The 17,031-nt window shown below is 71.4% G+C and carries 21 protein-coding genes; 8 read left to right on the top strand and 13 right to left on the bottom strand.

Annotated elements, in window-relative coordinates; translation table 11 throughout:
- The 3 genes from N869_RS06685 to N869_RS06675 form a co-directional block, all read left to right on the top strand.
- Nucleotides 1–461, top strand: a 461-nt coding sequence (locus N869_RS06685; protein ID WP_035059493.1) for a C40 family peptidase, incomplete at its 5' end; no start/stop codon positions are given.
- Nucleotides 462–626: 165 nt separating this feature from the next.
- Complete coding sequence (locus N869_RS06680) at nucleotides 627–1,172, top strand: HNH endonuclease (protein WP_232229638.1); 546 nt, start codon at nucleotides 627–629, stop codon at nucleotides 1,170–1,172.
- A 74-nt stretch (nucleotides 1,173–1,246) separates the two neighbouring features.
- Nucleotides 1,247–2,185, top strand: coding sequence for a universal stress protein (locus tag N869_RS06675; RefSeq protein ID WP_035059491.1), 939 nt, complete (start codon nucleotides 1,247–1,249; stop codon nucleotides 2,183–2,185).
- A 28-nt stretch (nucleotides 2,186–2,213) separates the two neighbouring features.
- On the opposite strand, the gene N869_RS06670 is transcribed toward N869_RS06675, so the two are convergent.
- From N869_RS06670 to N869_RS06630, 9 genes are all read right to left on the bottom strand, one after another.
- Nucleotides 2,214–3,047, bottom strand: coding sequence for an ABC transporter permease (locus N869_RS06670; RefSeq protein WP_035059489.1), 834 nt, complete (start codon nucleotides 3,045–3,047; stop codon nucleotides 2,214–2,216).
- A complete protein-coding gene (locus tag N869_RS06665) occupies nucleotides 3,044–4,012 on the bottom strand; it encodes an ATP-binding cassette domain-containing protein (RefSeq protein WP_084136556.1) in 969 nt (322 codons plus the stop codon). The genes N869_RS06670 and N869_RS06665 overlap by 4 nt, the downstream gene beginning before the upstream one ends.
- Before the next feature lie 118 nt (nucleotides 4,013–4,130).
- Complete coding sequence (locus N869_RS06660) at nucleotides 4,131–4,955, bottom strand: hypothetical protein (protein WP_156968400.1); 825 nt, start codon at nucleotides 4,953–4,955, stop codon at nucleotides 4,131–4,133.
- Nucleotide 4,956: 1 nt separating this feature from the next.
- Complete coding sequence (locus N869_RS06655; RefSeq protein WP_035059485.1) at nucleotides 4,957–6,174, bottom strand: hypothetical protein; 1,218 nt, start codon at nucleotides 6,172–6,174, stop codon at nucleotides 4,957–4,959.
- On the bottom strand, nucleotides 6,171–6,455 hold the full coding sequence (locus tag N869_RS06650) for a hypothetical protein (RefSeq protein WP_156968399.1): 285 nt from the start codon (nucleotides 6,453–6,455) through the stop codon (nucleotides 6,171–6,173). Before N869_RS06650 ends, N869_RS06655 begins: the two co-directional genes overlap by 4 nt.
- An 11-nt stretch (nucleotides 6,456–6,466) precedes the next feature.
- Nucleotides 6,467–7,021: an SAV_915 family protein gene (locus tag N869_RS18420; RefSeq protein WP_232229637.1), complete on the bottom strand. Its 555-nt coding sequence runs from the start codon at nucleotides 7,019–7,021 to the stop codon at nucleotides 6,467–6,469.
- Nucleotides 7,022–7,145: 124 nt separating this feature from the next.
- Complete coding sequence (locus N869_RS06640) at nucleotides 7,146–7,604, bottom strand: Lrp/AsnC family transcriptional regulator (protein ID WP_035059481.1); 459 nt, start codon at nucleotides 7,602–7,604, stop codon at nucleotides 7,146–7,148.
- A 51-nt stretch (nucleotides 7,605–7,655) separates the two neighbouring features.
- Nucleotides 7,656–8,444 carry a dimethylargininase gene (ddaH, locus tag N869_RS06635; RefSeq protein ID WP_035059497.1) on the bottom strand — a complete coding sequence of 263 codons (789 nt, stop codon included), beginning with the start codon at nucleotides 8,442–8,444 and terminating at the stop codon, nucleotides 7,656–7,658.
- A gap of 197 nt (nucleotides 8,445–8,641) precedes the next feature.
- A complete protein-coding gene (locus N869_RS06630) occupies nucleotides 8,642–9,139 on the bottom strand; it encodes an SRPBCC family protein (protein WP_035059479.1) in 498 nt (165 codons plus the stop codon).
- Between the two features lie 45 nt (nucleotides 9,140–9,184).
- On the opposite strand from N869_RS06630, the gene N869_RS06625 reads away from it, so the two are divergent.
- Complete coding sequence (locus N869_RS06625; protein WP_035059478.1) at nucleotides 9,185–10,174, top strand: aldo/keto reductase; 990 nt, start codon at nucleotides 9,185–9,187, stop codon at nucleotides 10,172–10,174.
- Nucleotides 10,175–10,274: 100 nt separating this feature from the next.
- Here N869_RS06625 and N869_RS06620 read toward each other — a convergent pair whose 3' ends face one another.
- The 4 genes from N869_RS06620 to N869_RS06605 all read right to left on the bottom strand — a co-directional run bounded on the left by N869_RS06620 (nucleotide 10,275) and on the right by N869_RS06605 (nucleotide 12,971).
- Nucleotides 10,275–11,039 carry a hypothetical protein gene (locus N869_RS06620; RefSeq protein WP_052105166.1) on the bottom strand — a complete coding sequence of 255 codons (765 nt, stop codon included), beginning with the start codon at nucleotides 11,037–11,039 and terminating at the stop codon, nucleotides 10,275–10,277.
- Nucleotides 11,040–11,108: 69 nt separating this feature from the next.
- Complete coding sequence (locus tag N869_RS06615) at nucleotides 11,109–12,083, bottom strand: FkbM family methyltransferase (protein ID WP_035059477.1); 975 nt, start codon at nucleotides 12,081–12,083, stop codon at nucleotides 11,109–11,111.
- A 122-nt stretch (nucleotides 12,084–12,205) separates the two neighbouring features.
- Nucleotides 12,206–12,424: a hypothetical protein gene (locus tag N869_RS06610; protein WP_035059476.1), complete on the bottom strand. Its 219-nt coding sequence runs from the start codon at nucleotides 12,422–12,424 to the stop codon at nucleotides 12,206–12,208.
- A 103-nt stretch (nucleotides 12,425–12,527) separates the two neighbouring features.
- Nucleotides 12,528–12,971: a hypothetical protein gene (locus tag N869_RS06605; protein WP_035059475.1), complete on the bottom strand. Its 444-nt coding sequence runs from the start codon at nucleotides 12,969–12,971 to the stop codon at nucleotides 12,528–12,530.
- Nucleotides 12,972–13,054: 83 nt separating this feature from the next.
- Here N869_RS06605 and N869_RS06600 point away from each other — a divergent pair, with 83 nt between their 5' ends.
- The 4 genes from N869_RS06600 to N869_RS06585 all read left to right on the top strand — a co-directional run bounded on the left by N869_RS06600 (nucleotide 13,055) and on the right by N869_RS06585 (nucleotide 16,788).
- Nucleotides 13,055–13,399: a DUF4190 domain-containing protein gene (locus N869_RS06600; RefSeq protein ID WP_156968398.1), complete on the top strand. Its 345-nt coding sequence runs from the start codon at nucleotides 13,055–13,057 to the stop codon at nucleotides 13,397–13,399.
- Nucleotides 13,400–13,549: 150 nt separating this feature from the next.
- The gene (locus N869_RS06595) at nucleotides 13,550–14,845 is read left to right on the top strand and encodes an ABC transporter substrate-binding protein (protein WP_035059473.1); all 1,296 of its coding nucleotides are present in this window, start codon (nucleotides 13,550–13,552) and stop codon (nucleotides 14,843–14,845) included.
- Nucleotides 14,846–14,860: 15 nt separating this feature from the next.
- Nucleotides 14,861–15,877: a carbohydrate ABC transporter permease gene (locus N869_RS06590; RefSeq protein WP_035059471.1), complete on the top strand. Its 1,017-nt coding sequence runs from the start codon at nucleotides 14,861–14,863 to the stop codon at nucleotides 15,875–15,877.
- Nucleotides 15,877–16,788, top strand: a complete 912-nt coding sequence (locus tag N869_RS06585; protein WP_035059469.1) for a carbohydrate ABC transporter permease — start codon at nucleotides 15,877–15,879, stop codon at nucleotides 16,786–16,788. The genes N869_RS06590 and N869_RS06585 overlap by 1 nt, the downstream gene beginning before the upstream one ends.
- The last annotated feature ends 243 nt before the right edge of the window (nucleotides 16,789–17,031 follow it).

The following is a 17,031-nucleotide window of genomic DNA, read 5'->3' as shown; positions in this document are numbered from 1 at the left end:
AGCCCGAGCCGGAGCCGGAGCCCACCGCGGAGCGGTCGACGTCGACCGCGTCGCGGTCCAACGAGCGCGCCGAGGCCCCGGCCGCTGCGACCACGCAGACCAACGCGCCCGCCCCGCAGAGCGTCAACGGCAACGCCGTGCTCGAGGTCGCCGCCCGCTACGTGGGTGTGCCGTACGTCAGCGGTGGGTCCACCCCGTCCGGGTTCGACTGCTCGGGCTTCACCCAGTACGTGTTCGCCCAGCTGGGCATCAACCTGCCGCGCACCTCCGGTGAGCAGCGCTACGCCGGGACGGTCGTCTCCCGCGACCAGGCGCAGCCCGGTGACCTGATCTGGTCGCCCGGCCACATCGCCATCTACGCCGGTGGCAACCAGCAGATCGACGCTCCCCGCCCGGGCAAGACGGTCCAGTTCCGTGCGATCTGGCAGTCGAGCCCGACGTTCATCCGTGTGACCGGCTGACACTCCCGGACACCCCTCCACGAAGCCCCGGACCACGATGGTCCGGGGCTTCGTGCCGTGGACGGCCGTTAAGGGCTTGCCGTCCCACGTACGCTGGGCAGGCTGCTCCACCAGCCGGGCCCGAGCATCCAGCCGGGTCCGACCGTTCTGGTCAGGGAGACTGCCGTGCTGCTGAAGCCCGATGCCCGCCCGCCGGTGAAGGCCCCGCCCGCGGGTGACCTGCCACGCGCCCTGCTGCTGAACGCCTCACGAGAACCGTTGTGCGTGGTCAGTGCCCACCGGGCGGTCAGCCTGGTGCTGGCGGGCAAGGCCGTGGTGCTGGAGACCGACGGCCGGGTGCTGCGGTCCGAACGCATGGTCATGCCCGCCCCGCACGTGCTGTGCCTCAACAGGTACGTGCACGTCCCGTACCGGGGCGTGGTGCCCCCCACCCGGCGGACCGTCCTGCAACGTGATGACCACCGGTGCGCGTACTGCACGGCTCCTGCGGACACCGTCGACCACGTGCACCCCCGGTCGCGGGGCGGGCGCCACGAGTGGACCAACGTGGTGGCGGCCTGCTCGCGGTGCAACCACCGCAAGGCCGACCGGCTCCTGTCGGAGATCGGGTGGCAGCTCCTGGTGACCCCGTCGCTGCCTGCCCCGGGCCGGGCCATCCCGGGGGTCGCCTCGCGTCCTCACCCCACCTGGGTCGCGTACCTGACCCTGTAGCGGGTGTGTGCGGTGCGCACGGGTGGGCCTTTTCGCGGCAGACTGTGATCACGCGCCGCTGAGGGGAGTCGATGATGACGGTGGAGAACGTGGTGCTCGTCGGGATCGACGGGTCGCCTGCGAGCCTGAACGCCCTGGACTGGGCCGCTCAGCACGCGCGGGTCCACGGGTACGGGTTGCACCTGGTGTGCGCGTACTCGGTCCCGTCGTTCACCGCCACGGCGTTGGACGGCGGGTACGCCGCCATCGACGACACCGCCATCCAGGACGGCGCCCGCGCGGTGCTCCAGGAGGCGGTGGAGCGGGTGCGGCCCTCGGGGGTCCGGACGACGTCCGCCGTGGCCACGGGGGACGCGGCGGCGGTCATGGTCGAGCTGTCCCGTGGTGCGGCGACGGTGGTGGTGGGGACCCGGGGTCGCGGTGGGTTCGCCGAGCGGCTGCTGGGGACGGTGTCGTCGGCGTTGCCGGCCCACGCCCACTGCCCGACGGTCGTCGTCCCGTACCGCCCCGAGCACGAGGGCAGGGAGCCGGAGCCGTCTGCGCCTCGGGTGCGGCGGATCGTGGTGGGTGTGGACGGGTCGCCGGCTGCGGAGGCCGCGTTGTCGTGCGCGATCCGCCAAGCGGAGATCTGGGACGCCGAGCTCACGGCCGTGGCCGGTGTCCCGGTGGGCTCGGGAACGGGGATCCTGGCGTGGTTGCCGTCGTCGGTGGACCACGAGGCCGTGCTCCGGGACGTGGCCGAGGGGTTGGACGTGGTCGTGGACCGTGCCCTGGCCGACCACCCCGGTGTGCAGGTGCGTCGGCACGTGCTGGACGGCACGGGGGCGGCCCTGCTCACCGAGTTCTCGACCGCGGTCGACCTGGTGGTGGTGGGGTCCCGGGGGCGGGGCGGGTTCGCGGGCCTGCTGCTGGGGTCGACCAGCCAGGCGGTCCTGCACCACGCGGTGTGCCCGGTGATGGTGGTGACCAGCCGCAGGCGGGAGGAGTGGTCACCGACCTCCGTGGCGGGCTGACGGAGCGGCCGCCCGCCACGGAGGGGCTTCAGCTGCGCGTGCGGTACAGGCGCATGGTGATCGGGGCGGCGACCGCGGTGATGACCGCGGCGGCGATCAGCACCCACGCCACGTCCCCGAAGGTGGCGGTACCACCCATGAGGCCGCGGACGGCGGTGACGAGGTGGCTGACGGGGTTGACCTCGACCCAGGCGCGCAACCACCCGGGCATGGTGGCGGGGTCGGCGAAGATGTTGCTGGCGAACGTCAGCGGCATCAGGACGATCATGGAGGTGCCCATGACGGCGTTGGGGGAGCGCATGACCAGCCCCAGCGCGGTGAAGATCCAGCTGATCGCGAATGCGAACACCAGCAGCAGCAGGACGGCGAGCACCACTCCGACCAGGCCCCCGTCGGCACGGAACCCGATCGCGAACCCGAGGCCCAGGGTGATGGCCGATGCGATCGTGTAGCGGACCGAGTCGCCCAGGAGCGCCCCGACGATGGGGGCGGGTCGCCACACCGGCAGGGAGCGGAACCGGTCGAACACGCCCTTGGTGATGTCGGTGTTCATAGTGAAGCCCGTGTACACGGTGATCAGCAGCACCGTCTGCACCAGGATTCCCGGCAGCAGGAACTGCAGGTAGGTGCTCACGTCACCGGCGATCGCTCCACCGAACAGGTAGGTGAACATGAGGGTGAAGATGATCGGGGTGAGCGTCACGTCGAACAGTTGCTCGGGCACGTGCTTGATCTTCAGCAGGGCACGCCAACCGAACGTCAGGGCGTTGGCGACGGGCCCCGGGCGTCGTGGCTGCTCGCGTGGCCTGATGGCGGCACGTAGCGGGTTCTGCTCGGTCGCCGCAGTGGTCGGGGCGCTCATGCGACCTCCTCGGTGGGGGTGTCGTCCTCGGCCGGGCGGCCGGTGAGGGCGAGGAACACCTCGTCCAGGCTGGGTTGGCCCAACGAGACCTCGGCGACGTCCACGCCCTGGTCCAGCAGGGTGGGCAGCAGCGTCGCGGCTGCCCGGGCGGAGTCCACGCGCGCGGACAGGGTGGTGGTGTCGGCCCCGAGGTCGACCTCGGCGGCCAGGACCTGCGCCATGACCTGGGCGGCGGTGGGGCGCTGCGCGGGGTCACCGACACGCAGGTGCACAGCAGCGGTTCCCACCGAGGCCTTCAGCTGGGTGGCCGTGCCCTCGGCGATGACCTTCCCGTGGTCGATGACGGCGATCCGCTCGGCCAGCTGGTCGGCCTCCTCCAGGTACTGGGTGGTGAGCAGCACCGTCGCGCCGTCGTCGACGAGCACGCGCACGATGTCCCACACGTGGTTGCGGCTGCGCGGGTCGAGCCCGGTGGTGGGCTCGTCCAGGAAGAGGACCCGGGGGCTGGTCACCATGCTGGCCGCCAGGTCGATCCGCCGCCGCATGCCTCCGGAGAACGTCTTGACCTGACGTCCCGCGGCCTCGTCCAGGTCGAAGGCGTGCAACAGCTCGGCGGCCCGGGAGCGCGCCGCGGCCCGGGAGTACCCGTACAGGCGGGCGATCAGGATCAGGTTCTCGTTCCCGGACAGGTCCTCGTCGACCGAGGCGTACTGCCCGGTCAGGCCGATCAGTCCCCGGACCTCCTGCGCGTGGGCCACGACGTCGTGGCCCAGGACGCGGGCCTGGCCCGCGTCCGGCCGCAGCAGCGTCGCGAGCATGCGGACCGTGGTGGTCTTGCCCGCGCCGTTGGGCCCCAGGACGCCGTACACGGTCCCGGCAGGCACGGCGAGGTCCACCCCGTCCACGGCCTTGGTCGTCTTGAAGTGCTTGACGAGGCCGTGGGCCTCGATGGCGAGATCGCTCATGGGCGCCATCCTGCCCCCGACCACCGACATCACGACAGGGGTTTTCCCGGGCCTGCTCGCGCCGGGCGTGGGGACCGGGCGGGCGCGGAACAGCTCACGCCCAGGCGGTCATCCTCGCCTACGAGCCGGGCCTGGTCCGGACCGGGCGGTGGCCGCGACGCAGCCCCTTGAGCTCTCCGCGTTCGATGCGGCTGACGGCGGTGCCGTCGGCGAGCTCGGCGCGGTGCTTGCGGTGGCGCCGGTAGTGCTCGACGACGGCGACGACGAGGCGGGGGTCGCTGTCGAGGAGGGCGAGTGGGATGACGACCGGCTTGTGCCGATCTGCGCCTGCACGGTGTCCGATGCGGAGGTGGATCCCGGGGCGGGTGACGATCGTGACCCAGAACACCTCCTCCCACGGCACGACGGTGTCGTGCTTGAGGCCATGGCGCACGATCCCGTGAGGGGTGAGGGTCATGGAGACCAGAGTGGCTGAGTAGGTGGTCTGGAGGAGCAGGACACCGATGCTGAACACGCCCAGGACGAGCCCGGCCACATGCCCGGGGACCCGGTGTACCGCCTCGTAGCCGAGAGCCCCGGCGAACACCATGAGCGCTGCAGCCACGAGACCGAACCACGGTGCGGCCACGACGACCGGTCGGATTCCGGCCGCAGCCGGTAGCTCCAGCCCACGTGAGGTCGCGAGCACTTCGATGCGTCCTCCACGCGGTCGCAGGAGCATCGCCCACAGAGCCCGGCAAGCCAGCACGAGCATGGCGAGAGTGGCCAGTCCCAGGGTGACGGTGGCGGGGGGGCCCAGGGCGATCATCAGAGCGGAAGCGAGCGCAGCTACGGCCGCGACGGTCCCCAACGTCCAGGCCGCCCAGAGCGCTGTGCGACGGTTGAGACGAACGGGGGGGTCGGGCAGGTGGACCGGCGGGTGCAGGGCGCGAGGGGCCGTCATGTCAGCTGCACACCGGATTCGGCTTGCCTGAGACGCCGTCGGTGACGGAGCTCCAGGCGTCCTCTGCGAAGTCGGTGGTCGCGTCCCACGCGTTCTCGAGGCCTGCGTCGATGGCCTCCCTGACGTCCTGGGGAACAGCGCTCTCGTACGCCCAGCGACCTCCTTCGCCGATTGCCCAAGCTCCGGCGACGGCAGCAGCGGCTGTGGCCCATGCCGGTGCTGTGACTCCGATCACGCCGGTGACGACGACCGCCGCAGCGATCCCCACGGCGGCGCCCACGACGGATCCGAGCTCACCGATCACGACGGTTGACGGTGATTCGCCGGAGGCGATCTCCTGTCCGGCCAGACCGAGGCTGAGTGCGTCACCCACGAGGGGCAGGTGCCGGGTCGGTGTGCGCCGCAGGGCGTCTGCGGTGCTCTCTGCGCCGGACGCGGCGCGTCGTAGCGCGTCGGGGTCCGCGGCCCGTGCCGCTTCGCGGACGGCAGGGTTGCCCGAGCCCATCTCTCGCTTGAACACGCGCGCGTCGTGTCGAAGGGTCTCGGCGTGGGCGCGAAGCGTCTCGATGTTCGCCTTGTGGGTCTGAGTCTTGAGCTCGGTGATCGACTTGAGGGCGAACTTGTTGGTCTTGGCCATCGCGTCCAGTACGGCACCGGACAACGGCTGCGGTTCGAGCTCTGCACCGAAGGCGTCCAGGTTGTCGATGATCCAGACCTCGAGCTTGTCCCAGGCGACGGCGACCTCGTGGGCGATCCGGTTGTACAGCTCGACCTTCTCCAGCTGCCGCTCGTAGGCCCTCTGGGCGGCGTCGAACTGGTTCACCTGCGCCGGTGAGGCGTCGGGCCCGAGGCAGTGCGGGGGAGGGAGGGCATCGGAAGGTGGCTCGATCACCGTGCCGACGACGACGAGCCCGCCGGATGCGGCGTCGTCACGCATGTCGGCGAACTTGTGCTGCATCCGCTCGAGCTGGCCGGCGTATGCGCGGAGCTTCTCGGCGGCGTCCGCGGCGATCCCGGGCTGATCCTCCGCCGCACGACGTAGCTGTTCCAGGACGTGGTGGTACGCCTCGCCGGACTCACCGATCCACGTGAAGTGCCCCGCGCGCTGGGTGGTGCAGAACCGCGTGAACATGGTCAGGCCGTTGCGCAGCGTGGGGGAGAGCCACTCGGCCGCGGCCCGGACGGAGCCGGGGTCGCCGGGGACGTGGGTGTCGATCACCGCTGGTCCTCGAGCGGAGCGAGGGCGGCGCCGAAGGTGCTGGCGATCGACGCGTCGGTCCTGCGACTGTCGGCAACGGAGTCGGCGAGGGCCGCGCCCATCAGGCGTGAGGTCGTCGCCAGGTCGCCCGCGCCGGTCGCGAGGTGACTGATGATCGTGGCGATGATGGCGCTCGCGACCCCTCCGTCCACGGAGGTCGGCATGGAGGTGAGGGCTTCTTCGAGGTCCTCGGCGGCCATGGTGTGACGGCGCCCGAGGTGTTCGATCACCTCGAGGTCCATCTGGAGCTCTCTCACGCGATCCGTCCTTCACGTCGGTACTGCTCAGGTACGACCATGTCGAACACGACGACGTCGTAGTGGTTCCGGCGCTTGACCTCGTCCAGGCGTGGGGTCTCGACCGCGACCCAGGGCTGTCGCTCACCGCACGACGTGCCGAGTCGGTCGAGCGCGGTGTAGGCCAGCAGAGCCAGGCGCCCGTCCTTGAGCGTGCGCACCTCAGGGGTGCCGGACCGTTCACCAGGGCGCACGGGCAGGTACACCACGGGCGGGACCGTCGGGCGACCAGCGGGGGTGACGTCCTGCGACTGCGCAGAGGCGGTCGGAGTGGTCGGCTGGTCGATCACGAGCACGTCGTAGGGCGCGAACGCCGCCAGCTCCTCGGTCCGAGCAAGGATCCAGGGCTGGTGGGGACCGCACAGGCGGCCGACCCGGTCCAGGGCCGTGTAGGCGAGGAGCGCTGTCCGGCCGTCCGCGAGGCGGTGCTTGACCACGAGGTTCTCGTCAGGCGCGGCGTCGTCCGGGCGGAGCAGGTACACGAACGGCGGCATGGTGTGCTCGTCGTCCATCGTTCCCCTTGCTACGGCGCTGGCTGGCAGACTCCCGCGCCGAGCATAGTGACGGCGTGCGGAGCCGGTCCGGCTCTGCACAGGAGGGCCGCCACGTCTCGCGCCCACAACCCTGTCGACGTCGTCAGCGACGCACCAGCGGGGTGAGGACCACCGTGGAGCGGGTGCGGTCCACGATCGGTTCGGCGTTCAGCCGTTCGACGACCTCGTCCAGGTGGCGCACGTCCCGCGCGCGCACCTGGACCACGGCGTCGGCGTCCCCCGTGACCGTGGACGCCGCGACCACCTCGGGGTAGGTGACGAGGACGTCGCGCATGGTCGCCGGGCTGGTGGAGGCCGCGCAGTGGACCTCCACGTACGCCTCGGTACCCCAACCCAGCGCCCCGGGGTCCACACGGGTGGTGAACCCGGCGATCACCCCGTCGGCGCGCAACCGGTCCACGCGTCGCTTGACCGCCGACGCCGACAGGTTCACCCGCGACCCGATGACCCCGTAGCTGGTGCGGGCGTCCCGGGACAGGTGCTCCAGGATCGCCGCGTCGACGCGGTCCAGGGACCCGGAGGGTGCGTCGTCGTGCGGCATGCGCTCAGCATGCCCGACGACGCCGCACCCTCGCCCCGGTCGTCCCCCGGGTCACCCCTCGCGGATCTCCAGGGTGCAGCACTTGGCACCGCCACCGCCCTTGAGCAGCTCGGTGGTGTCCACCGGGTGGGGTTCGAACCCGCGCTCACGCAACGACGCCGCCAGGTCCACCGCAGCCGGTGCCACGACCACCCGCCGCCCGTCCGACACCGCGTTCAGGCCCAGGGCCTCCGCGTCGGCCTCCGTGGCGATGACCGCGTCGGGGAACATGCCGGCCAGCACCTCCTGGGAGGCGGGGGAGAACGCGGGCGGGAAGTACGCGATCATCGGGTGCGCGGGGTCGCTGTCCAGGACGGCGATCGCGGTGTCCAGGTGGTAGAACCGCGGGTCCACCAGCTCCAGGGTGACGACCTCACGACCGGTGACCCGCGCCAGCTCGGCGTGGGCCGCCGGGTCGGTGCGGAACCCCGACCCGCCCAGCAGGACGTCCCCGACCATGAGGATGTCGCCCTCGCCCTCGTTGACCTCCGCCGCCGTGTGCGTGGTGAACCCGCTGCCGGCGAACCACTGCTCGTACGCGGGGCCCTCGGGGGCGCGCTCCGGGAACCGGAACCGGGCCGAGTACACGATCCCGTCCACGACGGTCGCCCCGTTCGCGGCGTACACCATGTCCGGCAGGCCCGGGAGCGGGTCGATCAGGTCCACGGTGTGCCCCCAGTCCAGGTAGGTCCGGTACAGCACCTCCCACTGGTCCACGGCCCGCTGCCGGTCGGTGGCACGGTTCACGTCCATCCACGGGTTGATCTCGTAGGTGACGTCGAAGTGGTCGGGACGGCACATCAGGTACCGGCGGGCGGTCGAGGTTCGCTCGACGGCGCCGGGGCCACGGCCGGGGGTGGTGGGGTGGTCCACGGGTGCTCCTTGTCGGTGGGCTGCGACGAGGCTAGTGCGACACCCGCGTGATCGCCCGGTTCCAACACCGCCGTCCACGTGCCCCGACGTTGCGTCTGGCAGCCACTTCACGCACTGACGTTGCGTCAGGGTCGGGCGGTCATCTCCGCCGCCGCCCGGCGCAGCACCACCGCACCCATCACCGCCAACGGCACCCGCAGCACCGCGCCCGTCACCACCGGCCACACCCGCCACCGCGGGCCACGCAGGTGGACGTCCTCCACCCACGTCACCTCGCAGTGCGACGCGCCCAACGGCCGCACCCGGATCTCCGCGGTCCCCAGCAGCACCGGCCCCACCTTGCGCAGCTCGGCCACACCCGTGACCGCCCCGACCCGACCCGACGCGGGCACCGGGGCGTCCAGGCGCACCACGACCATCGTGTCGGCCAGGCCCGGCCCACCACCCACCGCCGTGGGCCCGCTCACCCCGGTGAACGTGTCGCCCACCGCCAACGACGCCGGTGCCTCGATGCGGGTCAGGGGCACCCACCGTTGGTGCCGGCGCACATCGGTGAGTGTCGCCCACGCCACCGCCGCCGGAACACCCACCACCCGGCTCACCGCGACCCGGTTCCCGGTCATGTCCCCTCCAGGCGTCGACGACCACGCCACGGTAGCGTCGCCGTCATGGACACGCGCGTGCTCGGACGGACAGGACGCCACGTCGGCGTCGTCGGCCTCGGCTGCTGGCAGCTCGGTGGCGACTGGGGTGACGTCGGCGACGACCAGGCCCTGCAGATCCTGCACGCGGCAGCCGACGCCGGCGTCACGTTCCTCGACACCGCCGACGTCTACGGCGACGGGCGCAGCGAGCGTCTCGTGGGCAGCTTCCTCGCCCAGCGCGGCGCCGACCACGGCCTGACCGTCGCCACCAAGATGGGACGCCGCGCCAACCCCCACACCCCCGAGGGGTACACCCTCGACGCGTTCCGGCACTGGACCGACCGGTCCCGCCAGAACCTCGGCGTCGACACCCTGGACCTGGTCCAGCTCCACTGCCCACCCACGGCCGTCCTGCACCAGGACCACACCTACGACGACCTCGACACCCTGGTCCAGGAGGGTCGCGTCGGGGCCTACGGGGTCTCGGTCGAGACCGTCGACGAGGCGCTCGCGGCGATCGCCCGCCCGAACGTCGCCTCGGTGCAGATCATCCTCAACGTGTTCCGCCGCAAGCCCCTGGAGCAGGTCCTGCCCGCCGCCGTCGAGGCCGGGGTCGGGATCATCGCCAGGGTCCCGCTGGCCAGCGGCCTGCTGACCGGCAAGTTCGACTCCCGCACCACGTTCGCCGAGGGCGACCACCGCAGCTACAACCGCAACGGTGAGGCCTTCGACGTGGGCGAGACGTTCTCGGGGGTGCCCTACGACATCGGTGTCGGCGCCGCGCAGCAGGTCTCACGGCTGGCCCCGGACGAGGCGTCGACCGCGCAGCTGGCCCTGCGGTGGGTCGTGGACCAGCCCGGTGTCACCACCGTCATCCCCGGTGCCAGCCGCCCGGACCAGGCCCGCGCCAACGCCGCCGCCGCCGACCTCGCGCCGCTGGACGACGCGGTCCTGGAGGCGCTGCGGTCGGTGTACGACGAGCACATCCGGGTCCACGTGCACGACCGGTGGTGATCCCCGGGCGGCGCCCGGCCACCTGAGCCGCCCGACGGCGGGTGCTGCCCGGCGCTGCCGGGACGTCCCCGGTCAGGGCCTGGTTGTCAGGATCTGGTTGTCAGGACCTGGGCGGTGCCCAGTCCAGGGGCAACCGGTCCGGCGGGGTGTTGTCGGTGGTCGCCGTCACCTCGATGGTGCGTGCGAACGCCGTCGGCGGTGGGCCGAACGCCTTGCGCGCCCCGGTCAGCACGTTACGGCCCAGGGCGCGCGCCCCGGTCGCGCCGATGACCGCCCCGATGCCGAACGGCGCCAGCCGCCCGAACGCCAGGGCGCCCTGCTTGCCGGCCTGGCGGCGCACGAACCGCTTGGCCAGGGTGGTGTTGACCCGGCGGATCGTCGACGTGGGCATGTTCACCAGCAGGGTGCGGGCCCAGGCCTGCGGGGCGATCCCCGCCTCCGTGCCGACGGTGCGGGCACCCTTGTCACCCAGCACCGTGGCCAGCAGCAGGGTGCGGCGGCGGGCGGTGTCCTCGACGGCGATGCCGTGCACGTCCGCGACCGCCAGGGAGAACGCCGCCGACGCCGCGAAGAACGTCGCCACCTCGCTGGTCGTCACCGCCAGGGCCACGCCGGTGCCGACCGCGGGTGTCGCAGCGACCGCGCCCACCGCGCCCCCGGACGCCGTGACCGCCAGCAGGTACTGCTTCTCCAGCATGCGGAGCACCTGCTCGGGGGAGGCGTGCGGGTTGCGTCGCCGCAGCCGGTCCACGTGGGCGTGGACCACCGTCGACGGGATCGACACGGCCTTGTCCAGGGCCGCGTCCAGGGTCCGCATCCCGGTGACGGAACCGGTGGTGACGTCGGTGCCGGGTTCGTCGCGCATGCACCGCATCGTGACACGCCCCCCGTCGTCGTGCGCGGTGTCGTGGTGGTGCTCGCGTGTGGGTCGGGCTCAGGCGGGGGCGGTCCGCTCCCCGTGGACGGGCAGGCCCAGGCGGGCGAGCTGCTCGGGTGTGCGGGTGGTGATCAGCCAGTCCCGGTGGGTGGGGTCCGGCGTCAGGAGGGGCTGGGGGAGCAGGTCCCGGTCGCGCACCAGGTAGTAGTGGTACCCGTGGGGGGCGAGCAGGTCGGTGAGGGTGGGTCCGTCGGCCACCCCGTGCAGCACCTCGCACAGGATGTCGGGCTGGAACGTGGTGAGGAAGTGCTGGCCGTGGCGCAGCACCTGGTCCTCGGCCCCCTCGACGTCGATCTTCATCACGACGCTGCGCCCGTGCTCGTCGTCGACGTGCAGCGCCCCGGCCAGCTCGTCCAGGGGGTGGAACTCCACGTCGACACCGTCGTCGAACGTCATGGACGCCGAGTAGAACGACGGCAGCGCAGAGCCCCCGTCGCCGGACGGCACCCGCATGGTGGTCCCGGGGGAGCCCAGGCCGTACGGGTGGATCGTCACGCGGGCCTCCAGGCCGTTGCGACGCACGTTCGCGTCCAGGGTGCGCGCCACCGCGGGCACGATCTCGAAGGCGTGCGCGGTCAGGCGACGGTTCGCCGACGCGGACGCGATGGTGAAGACACCCGTGTACGCGCCGACGTCCACGAACACGTCAGCGGTGCGCGAGAGGATCACCACGGTGTCCAGGGCGAGGGCGTCCTGGGGGTTCGGGCGTCGGCCCTTGCCCCAGTACAGCTCCTTGGCGATCTCGCAGCGGTCCGGCCGGATCAGGACGAAGCGTTGGTTGTCGGCGTAGCCGGTGACCTCGTGCACGCTCGAGGGTGCGGGTAGCCGGCCGACGCGCAGGTTGGGCACCAGCGGTGCGACGGTGCGCAGCAGGTGGTGCGCACCCGGGAGGGACAGCGTCCGCTTGACGTGCCTCTTGAGGCCGAACCAGCTCTGCCGTCGCCCTCGCCACGTCTTGCGGTAGTCAGCCACGTGTCAGTCCCTGGTGTCGTGGTGGTCGGGTCCCCACCGTCGCTCATCCCAGGTGTTCAGGACAAGGCGACGCCCCCGTGTCCTGACCGTCGGCGAGGTCACGGGGGCGTGCGGGTGGGGGGTCAGCCTGTCGGGCCGGACGGGCTGCGCCGCAGGTAGAGGCCGAGGCCCACCATGCCTGCGAGCAGTGCCAGCACCCCGAGCGCGGGTTCCATCCACGAGATGCTGCCGGCGCGCATCTCGGCGTGGGCGAGGTAGAACTCGACGCTGACCGACAGGTAGGTGAGGACCGCCAGCACGACGGCCGCGGCCAACCAGGTCCGCGCCTTGGTGAGACCCATTGCATGCACTCCTTGTCCCGTACGTCCGGTATGAAGCAATTGTGCCTTGAAACGGACAAAAAGTGCAGTCGCTGTGGAGGGATCGTGCGGGGGAGGGCGCGGGTCAGTCGCAGCTGTCGCAGCGGCGGGTCGCCGGCAGGGTCATCGAGCAGGTGGGGCACACCGCCTGGGGCGCCTCCCGGGTGGGGGTGCGGCGTGGGGTGGTCGCCCGTGCGGGGGCCCGCCGCGGCTCGCGACGCGCCGTCGGGGCGGTGACGCGTGCCCTGGCCTGCGGTTCGGTGACCTCGAACCCGCGCCGGCGCAGGATCATGACCGCGGCGTCCAGGCTGCTGTCGAACTCCTCGGGGGTCGCGAGCCGACCCGTGGCGTGCCGGTGGGCCACGGCCATCACTGCCCGGGCGTCGTACCGGCGCCCGTCGTGGACGACGGTGTGGTCGGGGGAGGCGGTGAACCCGTACACCGCGAGGAAGTCGTCACCGCCGCGGGTGTCGTGCTCGTCGAGGGCTCGCAGGAGGTGCTGCCGGGTCACGGAGGAGAACGTCGCCACACCACCGAGCCTACGTCGCCCGGGCCGCCTCGACCGCGGACCGGTTCCGGGCCGGTGGGCCCCACGCCGGTAGGGTGGGCGCGATGAGCGACGCTGCGCACCGGCCGCACCGGCCGTCACGTGGGCCCGCGGGGCCGAACCCGATGGCCACGGCAGCGATGGTCGTCGCGGTCCTGTCGCTCCTGATCGCCTGGCTCCCCCTGATCGGCGTCCTGGGGATCCTCGGTGCGATCACCGCCGTCGTCCTCGGTGTGCTGGCGCTGCGCCGGGTGCGGGCCCGTGGCCTGCGCGGACGGGGCCTGGCCTGGGGTGCGCTGGCCGTGGCCGTCCTGGCGCTGCTGCTCGGGCTGTCGTCCACGATCGCCGCGTTCATCGTCCTCAACGCCCCGGACGAGGCCCTCGGGGTGGCGGTCGTGCTCGGCCTCTGAGCCCTCTGCCGGTGACGCAATCGTTACCTGTGGGCAGATTGACATCGCATGGCCCTGCTGGGACCTTTTCACCGTTGTAGTACAACGATGGAACACGTCCGCGGCGCCACCCGCCGCGTTGCTCAACGGAGAGAAGAAGGACGGTTCGCGATGAGCCTCAAGAAGACGATGGCGGCGTCGGCCGCCGGTCTGGCCTGCGTGATGGCCCTGACCGCATGTGCAGGTGACGCCGACAACCCCGGTGGGGACGACGGCCAGGTCCAGATGACGTTCTGGCACAACGCCACCACCGGCCCGGGTGCCGCGTTCTGGGACGAGACGGTCGACGCGTTCATGGACGAGTACCCGGACGTGACGATCAACATCCAGGCGGTCCAGAACGAGGAGCTCGACGGCAAGCTGCAGACGGCGCTGAACTCCGGTGACGCGCCCGACATCTTCATGCAGCGCGGTGGGGGCAAGATGGCCGCGATGGTGCGCGCCAACCAGCTCCTGGACATCTCGGACCTCATCACCGACGAGACCCGGGGCCTGATCCCGGAGGGCTCGTTCAGCGCCAACCAGATCGAGGGCAGCACGTACGCGATGCCCGTCGCGGTGCTCCCCGGTGGCATCTGGTACAGCCAGGACCTGTTCGACGAGGCCGGGATCACCGAGGTCCCCACCACGATTGACGAGCTCGACGCCGCCGTCGCGGCCCTGAAGGACGCCGGCATCCAGCCGATCGCCCTGGGCGCGAAGGACGCCTGGCCCGCCGCCCACTGGTACTACTTCTTCGCCCTGCGCGCCTGCAGCCCCGACACCCTGGAGGAGGCCGCCTCGAGCATGGAGTTCGAGCACCCGTGCTGGGTCGAGGCTGCCGAGAACCTGCAGGCCTTCGCCGAGACGGAGCCGTTCAACACCGGGTTCCTGACCACCGCCGCCCAGCAGGGCGCCGGCTCGTCGGCCGGTCTGCTGGCCAACCACCAGGCCGCCATGGAGCTCATGGGTGCCTGGAACCCGGGCGTCATCGCGTCCCTGACCCCGGACGAGGAGCCGCTGCCGGACCTCGACTGGTTCGCGTTCCCCGAGGTCCCCGGCGGTGAGGGTGTGCCCGGCGCGATCCTCGGTGGCGTCGACGGGTACTCCTGCTGGGCGAACGCCCCCGAGCAGGCGTGCGCGGACTTCCTCAACTTCATCGCCCGCACGGACATCCAGGAGGGCTACTACCGGGCGTTCAACGCCCCGACGGTCAACACCGAGTCGCAGGCCGTGATCGAGGAGCCGTACCTGCAGAGCGTGCTCGAGGCGTACAACGCCGCGCCGTACGTCTCGCAGTGGCTGGACACGATCTACGGGCAGAACGTCGGGAACGCGCTCAACATCAGCATCGTCGACCTGCTCGCCGAGCAGCGCGACGCCGCCGGTGTCGTGGACGCGGTCAACGAGGCTGCGGCCCGGTCGTAGGCCGGCAGCACAAGGATGACTTCCCTCAGCGAGAGCTCCTCCCAGGCGGTGGGCTCGCGCGTGGATCTCGCGGACGGCGGGGACGGCACGGACTCCGTGTCGCCCCCGCCGCGCCGCCGGCGCTCAGGGACCACCTGGGGCGAACGCCTGGAGATCGTGGCGCTGAGCACACCCGCGCTGGTCATCTTCCTCGCCTTCGTGATCTTCCCGGTCATCATGGCGGGGTACTACGGCTTCTTCCGGTGGGAGGGCTACGGCCCGCCCACGGACTTCGTGGGGCTGCAGAACTACATCACCATCCTGCGGGACCCGTTGTTCCACGACGCCCTGTCGCACAACGCGTTCATCGTGGTCATGTCCCTGGTGCTGCAGGGGCCGGCTGCCCTGCTGCTCGCGCTCCTGCTGAACAGGAAGATGCGTGGGCAGTCGGTGATCCGGGTGCTGATCTTCGTGCCGTACGTCATCTCCGAGGTGGTCGTCGGCACGGGGTGGAGCCTGATGCTCCAGAGCAACGGCGCCGTGAACGACATGCTCGAGAAGCTCGGCCTCGGTGGGCTCGCCCAGGAGTGGTTGTCCGACCCGGACATCGCGATCTGGACCCTCATGGGGATCATCACGTGGAAGTACGTGGGCTTCGCGGTGATCATCTTCCTGGCGGGCATGCAGGGCATCCCCGACGAGCTGTACGAGGCCGCGTCGATCGACGGGGCGTCGTACTGGCAGCAGCAGCGACGCATCACGTTGCCGCTGCTGGGGCCGACGATGCGCATCTGGGCGTTCCTGTCGATCATCGGGGCGCTGCAGCTGTTCGACCTCGTGTACATCATCTGGGGGCAGTACATCGCCTCCACGGCGGGGACGTCGACGATGGCGACGTACATGGTGTCCTACGGTCGCAACGCCGGTAGCTACGGGTACGGCAACGCGGTGGCGGTCGTGCTCTTCGTCATCTCCCTCATCGTGGCGCTGGTGTACCAGCGGTACGTGCTGCGCCGCGACACCGAGGGTGCGATCACAGGAGGTGCACGCTGATGGCCGCCCAGTCGGTCGCCCCGCCCCCGCTGCCACCCACGGGTCGCAAGGGCCCCCGTCCGGGACGGCCGTCCCGGCGCAAGAGCTCTGCCCCCCTGCAGTGGGGCGACCCGGTCGTCTACGTGGTGGCTGCGCTGCTCGTGGTCGGGATGCTGGCGCCGGTGGCGTTCATCGTCCTCGGGGGTTTCCGGACCAACGCGCAGATCACCGCCGACCCCTCGGGCCTGCCGGGCCCGTGGCAGATCGGCAACTACATCGACGTCCTGACCAGTGACACGTTCTGGCGTCAGGTCATGAACTCCACGATCTCGGCGGGTGTGACGACCGTCGGTGTGGTGGCGTTGGGCCTGATGGTCAGCTTCGTGCTGGCCCGGTACCGGTTCCGTGGTCAGGCGTTCATGTACGCGCTGTTCGCCGCGGGTCTGATGTTCCCGATGACGGTGGCGATCACCCCGCTGTACATCATGGTCCGCAACCTGGGCCTGATGAACAACCTCGGCGGTGTGATCCTCCCGCAGATCGCGTTCGCCCTCCCGGTGACGGTCATCATCCTGGTGCCGTTCCTCAGGGCGATCCCCACCGAGCTGCAGGAGGCCGCCTCGATCGACGGGTGCAGCCGGATCGGGTTCTTCTGGCGGATGGTCCTGCCGTTGTCCCTGCCCGGTGTGATCACCGTCGGGATCCTGGCGTTCATCGGGGCGTGGAACAGCTACCTCCTGCCGTTGTTCATCCTGAACAACGAAGAGGTGTACACGTTGCCCCTCGGGGTCCAGGCGTTCGCGTCCCGGTACTCCGTCGACACGGCCAGGGTCCTGGCCTTCACGTCCTTGGCGATGCTCCCGGCCCTGGTGTTCTTCAGCTTCTTCGAGAGGCGGATCATCGGAGGCCTCACCGGCGCCGTCAAGGGATGACCCCGGTGGTGCGGCCCGACAGCCACGCGCGGGCCGCACCACCGGAACCAGACACCGTCCGCCCGTGGGCTCTACGGGGGTCCAGCCCACGGACGGACGGTTGGCCACGCCCCACCCCGCGGGCAACGCCGCGCCTGGCCCCCTGCGGGCGACGCCCCAGCGGTGGCCCTGCGCGCCGTTGCCCGCACCCTCGTCCCCACACACAACGGGCCCCGAGCCCTCCACCCCCACCCCAGGCGCCGG

Source organism: Cellulomonas bogoriensis 69B4 = DSM 16987 (assembly GCF_000767165.1).
Taxonomy (GTDB): domain Bacteria; phylum Actinomycetota; class Actinomycetes; order Actinomycetales; family Cellulomonadaceae; genus Actinotalea; species Actinotalea bogoriensis.
The sequence above is the reverse complement of the archived record's forward strand: the minus strand, read 5'-3'. Positions and strand labels throughout refer to the sequence as shown.

Coding starts and splice junctions, on each gene's coding strand:
- N869_RS06625 (WP_035059478.1), top strand. CDS start 9,185: ATGGACACGCGCGTGCTCGGACGGACAGGACGCCACGTCGGCGTCGTC.
- N869_RS06640 (WP_035059481.1), bottom strand. CDS start 7,604: ATGCCGCACGACGACGCACCCTCCGGGTCCCTGGACCGCGTCGACGCG.
- N869_RS06630 (WP_035059479.1), bottom strand. CDS start 9,139: ATGACCGGGAACCGGGTCGCGGTGAGCCGGGTGGTGGGTGTTCCGGCG.
- N869_RS18420 (WP_232229637.1), bottom strand. CDS start 7,021: ATGGACGACGAGCACACCATGCCGCCGTTCGTGTACCTGCTCCGCCCG.
- N869_RS06620 (WP_052105166.1), bottom strand. CDS start 11,039: ATGCGCGACGAACCCGGCACCGACGTCACCACCGGTTCCGTCACCGGG.
- N869_RS06610 (WP_035059476.1), bottom strand. CDS start 12,424: ATGGGTCTCACCAAGGCGCGGACCTGGTTGGCCGCGGCCGTCGTGCTG.
- N869_RS06665 (WP_084136556.1), bottom strand. CDS start 4,012: ATGAGCGATCTCGCCATCGAGGCCCACGGCCTCGTCAAGCACTTCAAG.
- N869_RS06585 (WP_035059469.1), top strand. CDS start 15,877: ATGGCCGCCCAGTCGGTCGCCCCGCCCCCGCTGCCACCCACGGGTCGC.
- N869_RS06600 (WP_156968398.1), top strand. CDS start 13,055: ATGAGCGACGCTGCGCACCGGCCGCACCGGCCGTCACGTGGGCCCGCG.
- N869_RS06660 (WP_156968400.1), bottom strand. CDS start 4,955: ATGACGGCCCCTCGCGCCCTGCACCCGCCGGTCCACCTGCCCGACCCC.
- N869_RS06590 (WP_035059471.1), top strand. CDS start 14,861: ATGACTTCCCTCAGCGAGAGCTCCTCCCAGGCGGTGGGCTCGCGCGTG.
- N869_RS06675 (WP_035059491.1), top strand. CDS start 1,247: ATGACGGTGGAGAACGTGGTGCTCGTCGGGATCGACGGGTCGCCTGCG.
- N869_RS06670 (WP_035059489.1), bottom strand. CDS start 3,047: ATGAGCGCCCCGACCACTGCGGCGACCGAGCAGAACCCGCTACGTGCC.
- N869_RS06650 (WP_156968399.1), bottom strand. CDS start 6,455: ATGGACCTCGAGGTGATCGAACACCTCGGGCGCCGTCACACCATGGCC.
- N869_RS06595 (WP_035059473.1), top strand. CDS start 13,550: ATGAGCCTCAAGAAGACGATGGCGGCGTCGGCCGCCGGTCTGGCCTGC.
- ddaH (WP_035059497.1), bottom strand. CDS start 8,444: ATGTGCCGTCCCGACCACTTCGACGTCACCTACGAGATCAACCCGTGG.